Here is a 14063-nt window from a genome sequence, read left to right on the forward strand (position 1 = left end):
TCAAGATTATGATGTTTTTTTGAACTATACTTGTATGGGCTTACATTTTATTTACTGCTAGGAGGCAAAAAGCATGCGCAAGTTCCAAAACCCTATTCTCCCCGGCTTTTATCCCGATCCGTCAGCGATACGCGTCGGAGATGACTATTATTTGGTTACTTCAAGCTTTGAGTTTTTCCCCGGAGTTCCGATTTTCCACAGCAAGGATTTGGTCAATTGGCGACAAATTGGACATGTGCTCGATCGTCCTTCCCAGCTTAATTTGGATGCTATTGCTCCATCAAGAGGCATCTGGGCGCCGACGCTGCGCTATCATAATGGGATCTATTATATGATTACTACCTTTGTGGACAACGACAAGGAATGCCATAACTTCTATGTCACCGCAACCGATCCCGCCGGAAGCTGGTCCGATCCGGTATGGCTGGAGGATGCGCCGGGCATAGACCCTTCCTTGTTTTTTGATGAAGATGGCAAGGTTTATTATACGGGGAACCGCTTTCCCCCTGAAGGCCAGCTTTACCCGAAGCATATGGACATTTGGCTGCAAGAGCTGGATCTCGCGAGCGGGAAGCTGGTCGGACCGAAGACGAGCATCTGGCAAGGCGCACTCAAGGTGGCCCATGCTCAGGAAGGTCCGCATCTGTACAAAATCGGCAGCTGGTACTATTTATTGATCGCTGAGGGTGGAACCGGACATACCCATGCGATTACGATTGCGCGCAGCGAATCGGTCGCCGGTCCCTATGAAGGCTATAAGGGCAACCCGATTCTTACCCATCGCCATCTAGGCCGCAGCTATCCCATTGTCAACGTCGGCCATGGCGAGTTGATTGAAACGCAGCATGGAGATTGGTGGATGCTTTGTCTCGCTTCCAGGCCATATGGCGGCTATTACCGCAATTTGGGACGTGAAACCTTCCTTGTGCCCGTTGTATGGGAGCGGGACTGGCCTGTCGTCAATCCCGGCAAAGGAATTTTGGAGCTGGAAGCTTTGGCTCCAAGCTTGCCAGAGACGCCATGGCCGCAGCTGCCGGCCCGCGATGATTTCGACCAGCCGGAGCTCTCGCCGATCTGGAACTTCCTTCGCACCCCGCGCGGCGATTTCTGGAGTCTCACGGAAAATCCGGGTTCTTTGCGCCTTAAACTGAAGCCGAACTCCATTGCCTCCGATAGCAACCCTTCCTTCGTCGGACGCAGACAGCAGCATATGAATTTCCGTGCCGAAACCACCATGAAGTTTGCGCCAGAGCAAGCTGGCGATGTGGCGGGCATCGTTTTGCTGCAAAACGCCGACTATCAATTCCGCGCAGAATACGGCAGCTATGACGGGAGAACGGAAATCCGCCTTACCGAGCGGAGGCAAGGAGAAGAAACGGTGCTCGCGGCAAGTCCTTTCAGCGGGAACTGTCTGGATTTGAAGGTTGAGGCGCTTGGCCAAAGCTATAGCTTCTTCTGGCGTGAAGCTGGGACGCAAAGCTGGCTGCCGCTTGGCGGAGCAGCTGACGGCACCCTACTCAGTACCGACAAGGCCGGAGGTTTTACGGGCGCCTACATGGGGATGTATGCTGCCTGCACTAGTGCAGGGCGCGTACACGATGCGGATTTCGACTGGTTCAGCTACGAACCGATTTCAGACTAGGCAGGAGGATTGGCGAATGGATACTAAGGAAAAAATGCGATATCCCACTCCAGCATTGCCTGTTATTCCAGACAACAGCTTCCTCGTCACGGAATATGGGGCTGCGCCGGGCAGCCTGTCGCTGTGCACCGCATCGTTCCAGCAGGCAATCGACGCCTGCTCGGCAGCGGGCGGTGGCCGGGTAATCATTCCATCCGGCATATGGCGGACCGGATCGCTGCGACTTCACAGCCGGATTGAGCTTCACGCCCAGCAAGGCGCGCTCATTTTGTTCGAGCCGAAGGCCGAGCTGTATCCGCTGGTGGAGTCGCATTTTGAGGGTGAATCGGCTGTTCGCTGCCAAGCACCGCTTGAGGGTGTGGGTCTGGAGGACATCGCGATTACAGGTAAAGGCATTTTCGATGGGGGCGGACAGGGCTGGCGTCCGGTCAAGCGCTTTAAGATGACCAAGGATCAGTGGAATGAACGTCTGAAATCCGGCGGGGCCGTTAATGAAGAAGGCAATCTCTGGTGGCCGTCGCTTGAAGCGATGGAAGGAGAAGCACTTGCACATGGACTGCACCAGCGCGGTGTGATGGCTTGCGAGGCATATTTGCCAGCAAGAGCCTACCTCCGTCCCACTCTGCTTAGTCTGCGCGGCTGCTCCAGAGTACGGCTTGATGGGCCAACGTTTCAAAATTCGCCCGCGTGGTGCCTGCACCTATATAACTGTGAGCAGGTAACGATCCTGCGGCTGAACGTACGCAACCCTTGGTATTCCCAAAATGGAGATGGCCTTGATCTGGAGTCCTGCCGCCACTCGCTCATCGAGCATTGCACCTTCGACGTTGGCGACGATGCCATATGTTTGAAGTCAGGCAAGGGCGAAGAAGCCAGAAGGCGGGCGCTGCCCTGCGAATTCGTAACGATACGCCATTGCACAGTCTACCATGGCCATGGAGGCATCGTTATCGGAAGCGAAATGTCCGGCGGCGTCAAAGCCGTGTATGCAGCTGACTGCCAGTTCATCAGCACGGATATTGGCCTGCGCTTCAAGAGCGTGCGCGGCCGCGGCGGCGTCGTTGAAGATATTGTAATGGAAAGAATTCAAATGACGGACATTGTGCGCGAGGCTATTTCCTTTCATTTCTTTTATGCCGGGGTGGAAGGCTCGGAGGGCTGCGATGAGCAGCTTTTTGAAGTAACAGAGGAGACGCCCGTCTTCCGCAATATTACACTGCGCGAGCTGACCTGCCACGGAGCTGCAACAGCCTTGCTCATTAATGGGCTTCCCGAGCTGCCGCTTAGCGGCTTAACGATTGAGGGTCTGGAGGCAACCGCTGTAAACGGGGTGATCGCCCGCTATGCCGATCAATTAAAGCTGGAGAAGCTGAAGCTGCATACTTCCGCGCTCCCCGAGATTCAGCTTTATCAATGCAATCATTCGATCATTGAATAGCCTTTAGTATCGCTCAGTAAAAATGATGGCAAAAGAAGCCGTTCTTACAAAGGCTGATGCGGTGGAGCCTGTCCGTTTTTCGCCTGCTTGCGGTATTCCATCGGCGTGAGCCCAGTCGCTTTTTTAAACGTCTTATTGAAATGGGATAAATGCTCGAAGCCTACAGCTAAAGCGATTTCCTGAATTTTCTGGCGGGAGCCCGCAAGCAGCCGCTGCGCCTCCAGAACCCGGATGTGAATGATATATTCCCGAAAGCGAAAGCCCGTAAGCCTATGAAATATTCGGCTGAGATAGGAGCTGCTCAAATAAAAATGCTTTGCCGTACCCTCCAGTGTCACAGCTTCACGATAATGCTCCCGCACGTAAGTGGCGATTTCAGACACCTTATTATGCAGCGAGTAACGAGAAGGATTTGAGCGGCTTGCCGTAGTCTCGAAGCGGCCTAGCAAAATGATGAGCTCCGCCAGCAAGGATAGGCAAAAGGATTCGTAATAAGGCTTTTCCTGCCGGCTTTCATCCAGCATTTTGTTAAGGAGGCGTTCCGTCTCCCCCTGCTCGCGCAGCGAAAGCGGAAATACGCGAAACCTCCGTCCATGAAGCAGCAGCTCAAGCCTTTGCAAAGCTTGCGGCAAAATGACCGGTTCATAGTTAATGAGTATTCGCTCGAATTCCGCAACCTCGGAGCTGGCTGTTGCATGAATTTCATGCCCGGCAATCATAATAAGCTCGCCTTTGTGCACGGTAACCACCTGCCCGTCTACAAAATAGACACGCTCGCCATCCAGCAGATAATACAGCTCGACCGATGCATGGCTGTGTGGACGGGGCATCGCGGTGGCGCCTTTGCGCTTCATATGCTGAATGCTCAGTTTGCCGTCTTCCATATGGTATTTTGGATTAAGGCTATCGGACGCGGTCATGGGCATTCCTCCGTATGGATGCAAGGTTCGCAATAATAACTCCCATTATAGATAAAACCTCGCTTATTTGAAAGGAGCGCTCGCTATGCTGATTACCGTATCCAAAGAAGGCATTGCTGATTACAGCCGCTTGCAGGCGGCCATTGACTCTATTCCAGTGGGATTTGCCGAAACGGTCACGATTCGCATCCGTCCGGGAATCTATGAGGAGAAGGTCACGATTCCCGCCTCTGCCCCGCCTATTTTGCTGCTCGGCGAGGACAGCGATAAAACCATCCTGACTTGGTCAGACAATGCCCATACGCTAGGGCCGGAAGGAGAGCCGCTCGGAACGTTTCGTTCAGGCACGCTAAATGTATTAGCAGAAGCATTCACAGCGGAGAATGTAACCATTCGCAACGCCTCCGGACCCGGCACAGGCCAGGCCGTAGCCGCGTTCGTCGATGCGGATCGAGCTGTATTCCGCCGTGTCAGGCTGCTGGGTGATCAGGACACGCTGTATACGGGCAAAGGCAAACAATATTATAGCGAATGCTACATTGAGGGCGATGTCGATTATATTTTCGGAGCAGCGACGGCTGTGTTTGAGAGCTGCCACTTGCATAACAAACGCTCCCGAGGCTATATTACAGCCGCCTCGACACCCGAGGATGCCGCGTTCGGCTATGTATTCCTCGATTGCAAAATTACCGGAGCCAAAGATGTTGTGGACGTTTATTTAGGCAGACCTTGGCGGCCCTATGCCCATGTTGCATTCATCCGCACATCGATTGATGGCTCGATTACACCTGAAGGCTGGCATAACTGGGGGCAGCCGGATCGCGAAGCGACAAGCCGATATGAGGAGTTTGGCAGCTTCGGAGCGGGAGCAGCTTCGGAAGCGCGCGTTTCTTGGTCAAGGCAGCTTGGGGCAGACGAAGCGGCCAACTATCGCATTATCGCCATCTTCGAGGGCTGGCATCCCGAAGGCTACTAATCAATAAGACTGCTAAATAGGGAGGGGAACGGCATGTCCATAAAGCTTGAGCATTATTTGCAAACGCTCGTTCAGCATGCAGCGATAGATCGACATTCCGTCAGCGCTGGCGCAAATCCTAAGGAGCGCCGGGAAAGTGTTAAGAAGGCGTTTGGGCGGCTGCTCGGTCATTATGCCGCAAGCAGCGAGCAGCTTCTGGAGCCGCGCCTGACGGAAAGAACACCATGTGACGGTTATGTACGGGAACGTGTGGAAATCGCCACGGTAGACGGACTGCGGATGGCCATGTATGTGCTGCTGCCGGATAGCCCTGCCACTTTTCCCGCCCCAGCTGTCATTGCCTGCCATGGCCACGGCTACGGGAGCCGGGAAATCGTCGGGCTTGATCCGGACGGCTCGGATCGCACTGACGATCCGGGCTTGCATAAGGATTTTGCCATCGCGCTTGTAAAGGAAGGTTACGTGGTCGCAGCTCCTGAGCTCATTGGCTTCGGTGACCGTAGACTGGATGAGGACAAGGCTGCGGATTCACCTGCAAAAAACTCCTGCTTCCTGCTAGCCACGCATTTGCTGTTGACGGGCCGCACGCTTGCAGGCTTGCGCGTCCATGAAACTTCCAGGGTCATTGATTATTTTCAGCAACGGGCCGATGTGGATTCCAATAATATTGCCATCATGGGCATTTCCGGCGGCGGGCTCGTTGCAGGCTTTACGGCTGCTATGGACGACAGAATCCGCTGCGCGGTGGTCAGCGGTTATGCCAACCTGTTTGAAAGCAGCATTTTGACCCGCAATCACTGCTTGGACAATTATATTCCGGGCGTCCTGCTGGAGGCGGAAATGCCTGAGCTGCTCGGGCTGATTGCGCCGCGCGGGCTGTTTTTGGAATCAGGGGCGGTTGACCACTTATTCCCGCGTGAGCCTGCACGTCAGGCATATGCGGAGCTGCGCAGCATTTACAGCACAGCTGGAGCGCCAGATGCTGTGCAAGCTGTCTTTTTTGATGGCGGACATGAAATCCACGGAACAGCTGCTTACGCCTGGCTGCGAAAACAGCTGCTGGTGTGAACGACACATACAGGAGGGGATCGTAACGATGACGGAACAACAACAGGTTAGTCTGACAGGATGGGCGGGCAAGATAGCTGATACCCTAATGAGCCAATGCGGCTCAGACGGCTTTCACCATTATCCACTGGAGCGCTGGGCCTATGTACCGGGCATGCTGCTGATGGCGATGGCCCGTGCGGGCATTCAACTGGACGAAAAAAGGTACTATCATTTCATGCAGCTTCATATGGACCACTACATCGCAGCAGACGGAACGATTGGCACCTATACGCTGGAGGAATACAACCTGGATCAGATCAACCAGGGTAAAAACTTATTTTTTCAATATGAGAGCACGGGTGAAAAACGCTATTCGAAGGCCGCCGATACATTGGCTTCCCAATTGATTAGCCAGCCCCGCACCTCCGAGGGCGGCTTCTGGCATAAAAAGGTTTACCCCTTCCAAATGTGGCTCGATGGGCTGTATATGGCCTCCCCGTTTCTGGCGGAATATGCGAAAGTATTTGACCGTCCGGAGCTGCTGAATGAGGTTGCACATCAACTGCTGCTTGTCGAGCGCAAAACCCGCGACAAGCGCACCGGGCTGCTCTATCATGGCTGGGATGAATCTGGGGAGCAGGAATGGGCGGATTCGAATACAGGCCTGTCTTCACATTTTTGGAGCCGGGCGATGGGCTGGTATGCCATGGCATTGGTCGATTGTCTGGAGCATTTCCCGATTGATCACCCGAAACGCGGTACGATTATCGGCATTTTTCAGCGGATGTGCCTTGCGCTAGTTGACGTACAGGATAAAGACAGCGGCTTATGGTATCAAGTGCTAGATCAAGGAAAGCGGAGAGGCAATTATTTGGAGGCGTCAGGTTCAATCATGTTCGTCTACGCAATGGCTAAAGGCTTGCGTCTTCGCTATCTGGAGCCCGGCTTGCGTGGTGCCATGCTGAAAGGGTATGAAGGCATTATTCGCCATTTGGTCACAGAGGATAGCCAAGGTGTCCACCTTCACCAAATTTGCCATGGCGCGGGACTCAGCAAGGATCGCAATGGCTCCTTCGAGTACTATATTTCCGAGGCGGTCGTTTCTGACCATTATATGGGCATAGGTCCCTTACTGCTTGCTTCGCTTGAAGTTGAACGTTATTTGGCGTAAGCATTATAAACCGTTATATGAAAAAAGGCCCGCATATCCATATGCGGGCTTTGTGAAAGTATAAGGTTTATTTTAGTGGTAGCCTTCGTAGTCCTCTTCTCCTGGTGCTGTAAGCGATTCCCTAATTACATAGACGAAAGCACAGACGAGGATGCCAGCGATTATACTCATTCTCATCACTCCAAGCATTCAAAGGTAATTCCATTGTACCATAAAATAATCCCGCGTCTACCCTTTTTGCAAGCGTTTTCTTTCTGGGACTAAAAATATTTTTATAGGCTTTTCCTCCTTTGCAAGTGATGGATGTCCTAGTTTCTGCATAAAGATGATAAAAGGACTTCTGCCGGGCCTACGGGCTACTTGCCTATTTACCGGGACAAGTCCCTTTGACTGTGAAGCGCCATTTTGAGGGGAGGACTTGACCATGCTGCGCACGCTCTCGCATCCCGCTGCCTTAACAGGATTAGCCGCTGTGTTCCTTACCCTGTTAATGGCCGTATTTCCAAATGAAGCGCTGGAATCTGCCCTGCGAGGCTTATCGATATGGTGGCAGGTGCTGTTTCCTGCCCTTTTCCCCTTCTTCGTCATTTCCGAGCTGCTGCTTGGCTTTGGCATCGTCCATTTTTTCGGCAAGCTGCTGGACCCGCTCATGCGCCCGCTGTTCAAGCTTCCGGGTATTGGCAGCTTCGTTGTGGCAATGGGCTATATATCCGGCTACCCGGTTGGAGCCAGACTGACAGCCAAGCTCTATGAGCAGCAGCTCATCAACCGTACAGAGGGAGAACGGCTTGTCGCCTTTACGACGACATCCGATCCCATCTTCCTAATCGGTGCCGTATCCGTCGGCTTCTTCCACAATGTTGCTTTGGCGCCTGTGCTAGCCGCCGCTCATTATGGCGGCGCGCTCATCATCGGCCTGCTCATGCGCTTCCACGACCCGCATGCGCCGATTACCGAAGCACGGCGCAGCAGCAGCCTGTCCGATTCCAGCACAAAGCCCGGCTCGGCAGGCCATCAGCCGCTGCATACGACAACATCTTCGCAGCACTCACAGCACTCACAATACTCACAACACTCACAGCACTCACAATACTCACAATACTCACAACACTCACAGCACTCACAGCACTTGCAGCACCCACGCTCACTGCGCCGTTCTCGCCTTGCGGAAGCGCTGAAGGCGATGCATGAGGCACGCCTGCTCGACGGACGAGGCCTCGGCCAGCTGCTGCAGGAGGCGATTCAATCCGCGCTGCGGCTAATGATCGTCGTCGGCGGCCTCGTTGTTTTTTTCTCCGTCATTATGGAGATGCTGACATCAGCTGGCCTGATTACCGTGCTTGCTGACATGCTGCGGCAGCTGTTCGAGCTTGTTGGGCTTCCGCCCGCCCTCGCTGATGCCGCCATCTTCGGCCTGTTCGAAGTAACGCTCGGCGCCCGCGCCGCAGGTGAAGCTGGCACAGGCCTGCTGCATCAAACGGCAATTGCAGCCTGGGTGCTGTCATGGGGAGGCTTATCCGTCCACGCCCAGGTGGCCAGCCTCGTCAGCAAAACCGATATGCGCTACAAGCCGCTTATGCTCGCAAGGCTGCTGCACGGTTTTATCGCATTTGGGCTCGTTTATGCGTTATGGGGATGGCTCGGGCCCTAATACCCAGATTTATCGGATGAAATGTGCTGCGCACATTGAATTTACGGCTGTATTCCGATATCATTTAAGGGAACGTAACCAGAAGATTTGAAAAGGGGCTGCATTCCTTGAAATATGCCGTTATCGACAGAGGCGATTCCATATCCCAGTCACTGGCGGAACAGTTCCATACGCTCGCGGCGGAGCGCGGCTTCCACCGAAATGACGACGCGCCTGAAATTGTCGTATCCATAGGTGGAGACGGCACGCTGCTGCAGGCTTTTCACAAATATGTTGATCGCATTATGGATGTCGCCTTTGTAGGGGTACATACCGGACATTTGGGCTTTTATGCCGACTGGCAAAAAAATGAGCTGCCCGAGCTCGTCGCTTTAATGGCCGAGAAGGAGCTTAGCATCGTCCGCTATCCGCTCGCGGAAATCGAGGTCGAGACGACCGAGGGAAAATTTCATTATATGGCGCTGAACGAGTTCACGCTTAAAGGGGTAGACGGCACGCTCGTCGCTCAAATCAATGTCAATGATGAGCCCTTCGAAATGTTCCGTGGCGATGGTATCGTTATTTCGACGCCTTCAGGCAGTACCGCCTATAATAAAAGCGTCGGGGGCGCTATCGTCCATCCGTCCATTGCCTCGATACAAATTGCCGAGATTGCTTCCATTAACAATCGCGTTTTCCGGACGCTAGGCTCTTCGCTGCTGCTGCCGCAGCATCACCACTGCGACATTATCTCGAAGAAAAACCAGCGGATGCTGCTGACCATCGACCAGCTCAGCATATTGCGCAGCGACATTTTATCCATACGCTGCAATGTGTCCAGCCGCAAGGTCAGCTTCGCCCGCTATCGCCCATTCCCGTTCTGGAATCGCGTCCGCGATGCCTTCGTGGATATGCACGAAGTTTAAATCCGAGCAAGCGCCGAATAAAGAAGCTGCCCCTCAGGCGATTAGCCTGCAGGGCAGCTTCTTTATTTTTATTTAAACAGCTCCTCGTTCATCACGCTGCCTTCTTCCTTGCCCATCTCCTTCTGCTTGCCATAACGGGATGGCGGTATGCCCACCATACGGTGGAAGATGCGGCTAAAATAAAATTCATCGCCAAAGCCAACTGCGGCAGACACTTCCTTAACCGGACCTGCATTATGGTAAAGCAGGCGCTTGGCCCGCTCAATGCGCAATCTCGTTAAATATTTGATTGGCGGCTCCTTCATCGTTTGTTTAAACAGCCGGGAGTATGAGCTTGTAGTCAGTCCCGCCATTGAGGATAACGTAACCATATCGATTTTGTCATGAAAATGAGTTTGCATGTAGTGTATCGTCTTCTCAATCAGTCTCTTCGATCCATTCAACGATGTTTCTCCCATAGCGCTCACTCCTCTGGCTAATTAACCTTAGACCTTGCAGTGCGGAGCTGGCGCCTTAAGCCCCAAACGCTCACGCAATGATGCTCCTTCATAGGCTGTTCGAAACAGCCCTCTATTTTGCAGCTCAGGAATGACTTTTTCCACAAAAGCCTCCAGCCCGCTCGGGAAAATTTGCGGCATCACATTAAACCCATCCGCCGCTCCGCCGTGAAACCATTTTTCCATTTCATCTGCAAGCTGCACTGCCGTTCCCGTAAAAGCATAGTGACCGCGCCCATTCGCAAAACGATGGACAAACTGGCGAATCGTCATCTGCTCCTCTTCGATGAGCTCAAGCAGCAGCGATTGGCGGCTTTTCAGCGAATTAATTTCGCCAGACGATTTTGCCAAATGCAGCGGTACCGGCCCATCGAGCGGGTACGCGGACAAATCTGCGGCAAAGCGCCGCGATAATCGCCTCAGCGCATCCTCCATATGAACGAGCTGATTCAGCTCTTCTTCGAGCTCCCGGGCTTCCCCAAGCGTATCCGCTACGATCGGACATAGCCCGGGCATGATCAACAGCTCGCCAGCCTTTCTTCCGTATGCCGGAAGACGACCTTTGACGTCTGTATAAAAAGTTCGGGCTGCTTCAAAGGTTTGCTGGGCTGTAAAAATAACGTCGGCCATTTCCGCGCCCATCGCTTTACCGCTTTCCGAGGAGCCCGCCTGGACGAGCACCGGATAACCCTGGGGCAGACGAGGAGCATGGAGCGGCCCTTTCACCGCATAATGTCGAGCAGCCCCAACACCGTTAGTAGAGCCAGCGGCATGAACAGCGATTCCTTCCTCACAGCCGTCCCACAGCTGCTTCGCAACCTCAACAAATTCCTTCGCCAGCTGGTAGCGCTGTCCATGCTCAGGATGGGCTGCTCGGCCAAAATTAAAGGCCGTCTCATCGGCGCTTCCCGTCACAATATTCCAGCCTGCCCTGCCGCCGCTTATATGATCAAGCGTTGCCGCTTGCCGGGCGAGATGATACGGCTCATAGTAGGTTGTACCAACCGTGGCAATGAGGCCGATATACCTTGTAGCAGCAGCCAGCGCCCCCAGCAGCGTAGTCGCTTCCAGCTTATTGATTTTTCCAAAATAGGCATCGCTGACAAAAATAGAATCCATCATTCCGCGCTCGGCCACCTCCGCAAGATGGCGATAATAGCCGATATCCAGCGTCTGGCGCGGCTGCATGCCGGGATGCCGCCAAGCTGCCTCATGATGACCCGTTCCGTGTACAAATACATTTAAGCGTATTTTGCGATTGTCCTCATTCAGTTGCAACGTCCCCCTTTACCGCATGGCGTGAAATGAATTAATCGGCCTTGGAAGCGCCAGTTGATCCCGCAGCGTCCCGCCATCAATCGCTGCCTGGCGAAATATCCCTCTTTTCTGCAGCTCTGGAATGAGCCGTTCTTCAACATACCTGAAGCTGTCAAGCGCGGCATGCGGCAGCAGTTCCATATGAAAACCGTCAACTGCCCCTGAAAGCTGCCACTTCCGCATCCATTCCGCTAATTGCTGTACATTTCCCTCACGGGAATGCTGAACCTCTATTGCCCCGCCTTCAAAGCCGCCACCCATTCGCAGCGAGCATTCCGCATGGTTGTTGGCACTGCTTTGTACAACCGGCGTCATACTGGCCAAAATCCGGCATTGCTCCGGCTGCCTTCCCTGCTGGCGCAGCAGCTCTCGCAGCTCGCATCCTAGCTCGGCTGCTTCCTCCAGCGATTGCGCCTCAATAATGATGACGTCTGCCCCGCTGGCTGCAGCAAGCTTGTCCGCCTGCTCCCTGATTCGAGCTACCAGTGGCGGGTAGCCTTGCGGGGGACGAGCAATATTCAGCGGACCACGCGTACTGTAATAGCGTCCTGCATAATGGACCTCGCGCACCTTCGCTTCATCAAATTGCAGCCCTGCCTGCTTATCATACATAAGCGCATCGTCATCCCAGCTGTCCCACAATTGCCGCAAGGCTTCACCAAACTCCGCAGCGGCGGCAGCCTCGTAGCAGGGCAGGCGCATTTGCCGCTGATCGGTTCGAGCGAAATTAGCAGCGGCATTTTCCTGCCCCGGCAGCACCAGACAGCCTGCCCTGCCGCCGCTCATATAATCCAGTGCAGCCAGCTTGCGCGCCGCGTGAAAAGGTTCATGGAAGGCGGTATGGATTTCCGCAATGAGGCCAATCGTACTCGTCGAAGCCGACAAGGCGGCCAGCAAAGTAAATGGCTCCAGCACGGCAGAAGACGCGGCATAACCATTGGCCGAGCCCCTTTGACCGATAAGTCCCGTTGCGTCCAGCGGCTTCGGACTCATGCTGCTGTCCGGAACAAGGATAGCGTGCAGACAAGCACGCTCTGCCGCTTCCGCCAGCTGCACGCACTCCAGGTAATCAAGGCCATCTATTGCAACGCTCATGTACAGCTGGCGATTCTCGCTTCTGCCGCCCATCATATATGAGCCTCCAGTTTATGCCTGCTGGCAGGACGGCTAAACCCGTAATGCTCTCTTAATGTATTTCCCGTATATTCGGTACGGAACAAGCCCCTATTTTGCAGCTCGGGAATGACCTTGTCGACGAAATCGCTCAGCCCATCTGGCATATGCGAAGGCATTAAATTAAAACCGTCCGCCGCCCTGCCGACAAACCACCGCTCCAGCTCGTCCGCAATTTGCAGCGGCGTACCCGTAAGCGATGCATGTCCGCGTGATCCTGCGGTGCGCATAATCAACTGCCTGAGCGTCAGCTTTTCCTTGCGGGCCATGCCTTCAACGAGCTCAAAGCGCCCTCGATTGCCGTTGATTTCCTCATGACGCGGCAGCAGATGGAGTGGTACTGGCTCATCAAGTGGACAATCCGTCAAATCGATCTTGAACAGTGTCGACAGCCGCTTCAGCCCATATGCAACAATCGTCAATTCATCCAGCTCACGCTGCTTGTCCTGCGCCTCAGCTAGCGTATCGCCGATAATAGGGAAAAAACCCGGCAAAATGCATAGCTCGTCCGGGCTCCGCCCAAACTCCTGCATACGCGACTTGATGTCTGCGTAGAAGGCCTGTCCACTCTCGAAGGTAGGCTGAGCAGTGAATACCGCTTCCGCCACCCTTGCGGCGAATGATTTGCCATCCTCGGATGACCCCGCCTGTACGAGCAGCGGGTGGCCTTGAGGGGAGCGCGGCATATTAAGCGGGCCGCTCACCGCGAAATACTCGCCCTTATGATTCAGCGGATGGATTTTCGCCATATCGGCGTATAAGCCGCTTTCCTTATCGGCAACAAGCGCATCATCCTCCCAGCTGTCCCACAGCGCCTTCACTACCTCTACGAATTCGCCTGCCTTGCGATAGCGCTTGTCATGCGGCGGCAAAGCCGCATCCGTAAAGTTATAAGCTGCGCTTTCGCTTGCCGTTGTCACAATGTTCCAGCCAGCCCGTCCTGCGCTGATCCAGTCCAGCGAGGCAAATTTGCGGGCAATATGGAAGGGATCGTTAAAGGTGGTTGAGGCTGTGCCAATCAGCCCAATCTTATCGGTAACGGCGGCAATGGCTGACAGCAGTGTGAACGGCTCCAGCCCATGCAGCACTTTATGCTCAACTGTCGGAGGCAGCACTAAGGTGTCCGCGAGAAACAACGAGTCCAGCTTTCCCCGTTCAGCAATTCGTCCAAGCTCACGATAATAATTCAAATCGGTAATGCGGCGGGGATCTGTTGCCGGATGGCGCCATGACGCCTCATGATGCCCGGTGTTCATCAGAAATAAATTAATATGCATGCTCCGCTTCGCTGAAATCATTCCTTCATTCCTTTCGACATAGCAT

At 54.0% G+C, this 14063-nt stretch carries 12 protein-coding genes; 7 read left to right on the forward strand and 5 right to left on the reverse strand.

Annotated elements, in window-relative coordinates:
- Positions 1–73 precede the first annotated feature (73 nt).
- Both ACSR9A_RS26510 and ACSR9A_RS26515 read left to right on the forward strand, forming a co-directional pair.
- Complete coding sequence (locus ACSR9A_RS26510; RefSeq protein ID WP_473760943.1) at positions 74–1642, forward strand: glycoside hydrolase family 43 protein; 1569 nt, start codon at positions 74–76, stop codon at positions 1640–1642.
- Positions 1643–1658: 16 nt separating this feature from the next.
- Positions 1659–3080 carry a glycoside hydrolase family 28 protein gene (locus ACSR9A_RS26515; protein ID WP_473760944.1) on the forward strand — a complete coding sequence of 474 codons (1422 nt, stop codon included), beginning with the start codon at positions 1659–1661 and terminating at the stop codon, positions 3078–3080.
- Between the two features lie 44 nt (positions 3081–3124).
- On the opposite strand, the gene ACSR9A_RS26520 is transcribed toward ACSR9A_RS26515, so the two are convergent.
- Positions 3125–4000, reverse strand: a complete 876-nt coding sequence (locus ACSR9A_RS26520; RefSeq protein ID WP_473760946.1) for a helix-turn-helix transcriptional regulator — start codon at positions 3998–4000, stop codon at positions 3125–3127.
- An 85-nt stretch (positions 4001–4085) separates the two neighbouring features.
- Here ACSR9A_RS26520 and ACSR9A_RS26525 point away from each other — a divergent pair, with 85 nt between their 5' ends.
- The 5 genes from ACSR9A_RS26525 (at position 4086) to ACSR9A_RS26545 (ending at position 9753) form a co-directional block, all read left to right on the forward strand.
- Positions 4086–4976 (forward strand): pectinesterase family protein, encoded by an 891-nt coding sequence (locus tag ACSR9A_RS26525; protein ID WP_473760948.1) that lies wholly within the window; start codon positions 4086–4088, stop codon positions 4974–4976.
- A 33-nt stretch (positions 4977–5009) separates the two neighbouring features.
- A complete protein-coding gene (locus ACSR9A_RS26530; protein ID WP_473760950.1) occupies positions 5010–6044 on the forward strand; it encodes a dienelactone hydrolase family protein in 1035 nt (344 codons plus the stop codon).
- 28 nt (positions 6045–6072) lie between these two features.
- The gene (locus ACSR9A_RS26535) at positions 6073–7197 is read left to right on the forward strand and encodes a glycoside hydrolase family 88/105 protein (RefSeq protein WP_473760953.1); all 1125 of its coding nucleotides are present in this window, start codon (positions 6073–6075) and stop codon (positions 7195–7197) included.
- A gap of 424 nt (positions 7198–7621) precedes the next feature.
- Positions 7622–8848, forward strand: coding sequence for a nucleoside recognition domain-containing protein (locus tag ACSR9A_RS26540; protein WP_473760955.1), 1227 nt, complete (start codon positions 7622–7624; stop codon positions 8846–8848).
- A gap of 107 nt (positions 8849–8955) precedes the next feature.
- The gene (locus tag ACSR9A_RS26545; RefSeq protein WP_473760956.1) at positions 8956–9753 is read left to right on the forward strand and encodes an NAD kinase; all 798 of its coding nucleotides are present in this window, start codon (positions 8956–8958) and stop codon (positions 9751–9753) included.
- Positions 9754–9821: 68 nt separating this feature from the next.
- Here ACSR9A_RS26545 and ACSR9A_RS26550 read toward each other — a convergent pair whose 3' ends face one another.
- From ACSR9A_RS26550 to ACSR9A_RS26565, 4 genes are read right to left on the reverse strand one after another with little or no spacing between them, the layout of a single operon-like run.
- Positions 9822–10211: a helix-turn-helix domain-containing protein gene (locus ACSR9A_RS26550; protein WP_473760957.1), complete on the reverse strand. Its 390-nt coding sequence runs from the start codon at positions 10209–10211 to the stop codon at positions 9822–9824.
- 27 nt (positions 10212–10238) lie between these two features.
- Entirely contained in the window at positions 10239–11522 is a 1284-nt protein-coding gene (locus ACSR9A_RS26555; RefSeq protein ID WP_473761264.1) for an LLM class flavin-dependent oxidoreductase, read from the reverse strand.
- Positions 11523–11537: 15 nt separating this feature from the next.
- On the reverse strand, positions 11538–12698 hold the full coding sequence (locus tag ACSR9A_RS26560) for an LLM class flavin-dependent oxidoreductase (RefSeq protein WP_473760959.1): 1161 nt from the start codon (positions 12696–12698) through the stop codon (positions 11538–11540).
- The gene (locus ACSR9A_RS26565; RefSeq protein ID WP_473760961.1) at positions 12695–14038 is read right to left on the reverse strand and encodes an LLM class flavin-dependent oxidoreductase; all 1344 of its coding nucleotides are present in this window, start codon (positions 14036–14038) and stop codon (positions 12695–12697) included. The genes ACSR9A_RS26560 and ACSR9A_RS26565 overlap by 4 nt, the downstream gene beginning before the upstream one ends.
- Between the last annotated feature and the right edge of the window lie 25 nt (positions 14039–14063).

The organism is Paenibacillus sp. R-74696, assembly GCF_055814915.1.

Bases quoted from the DNA above. Each gene is read 5' to 3' on its own strand.
- ACSR9A_RS26565 (WP_473760961.1), bottom strand. From the start codon at position 14,038: ATGATTTCAGCGAAGCGGAGCATGCATATTAATTTATTTCTGATGAAC.
- ACSR9A_RS26525 (WP_473760948.1), top strand. From the start codon at position 4,086: ATGCTGATTACCGTATCCAAAGAAGGCATTGCTGATTACAGCCGCTTG.
- ACSR9A_RS26510 (WP_473760943.1), top strand. From the start codon at position 74: ATGCGCAAGTTCCAAAACCCTATTCTCCCCGGCTTTTATCCCGATCCG.
- ACSR9A_RS26560 (WP_473760959.1), bottom strand. From the start codon at position 12,698: ATGATGGGCGGCAGAAGCGAGAATCGCCAGCTGTACATGAGCGTTGCA.
- ACSR9A_RS26530 (WP_473760950.1), top strand. From the start codon at position 5,010: ATGTCCATAAAGCTTGAGCATTATTTGCAAACGCTCGTTCAGCATGCA.
- ACSR9A_RS26540 (WP_473760955.1), top strand. From the start codon at position 7,622: ATGCTGCGCACGCTCTCGCATCCCGCTGCCTTAACAGGATTAGCCGCT.
- ACSR9A_RS26515 (WP_473760944.1), top strand. From the start codon at position 1,659: ATGGATACTAAGGAAAAAATGCGATATCCCACTCCAGCATTGCCTGTT.
- ACSR9A_RS26535 (WP_473760953.1), top strand. From the start codon at position 6,073: ATGACGGAACAACAACAGGTTAGTCTGACAGGATGGGCGGGCAAGATA.
- ACSR9A_RS26520 (WP_473760946.1), bottom strand. From the start codon at position 4,000: ATGACCGCGTCCGATAGCCTTAATCCAAAATACCATATGGAAGACGGC.
- ACSR9A_RS26550 (WP_473760957.1), bottom strand. From the start codon at position 10,211: ATGGGAGAAACATCGTTGAATGGATCGAAGAGACTGATTGAGAAGACG.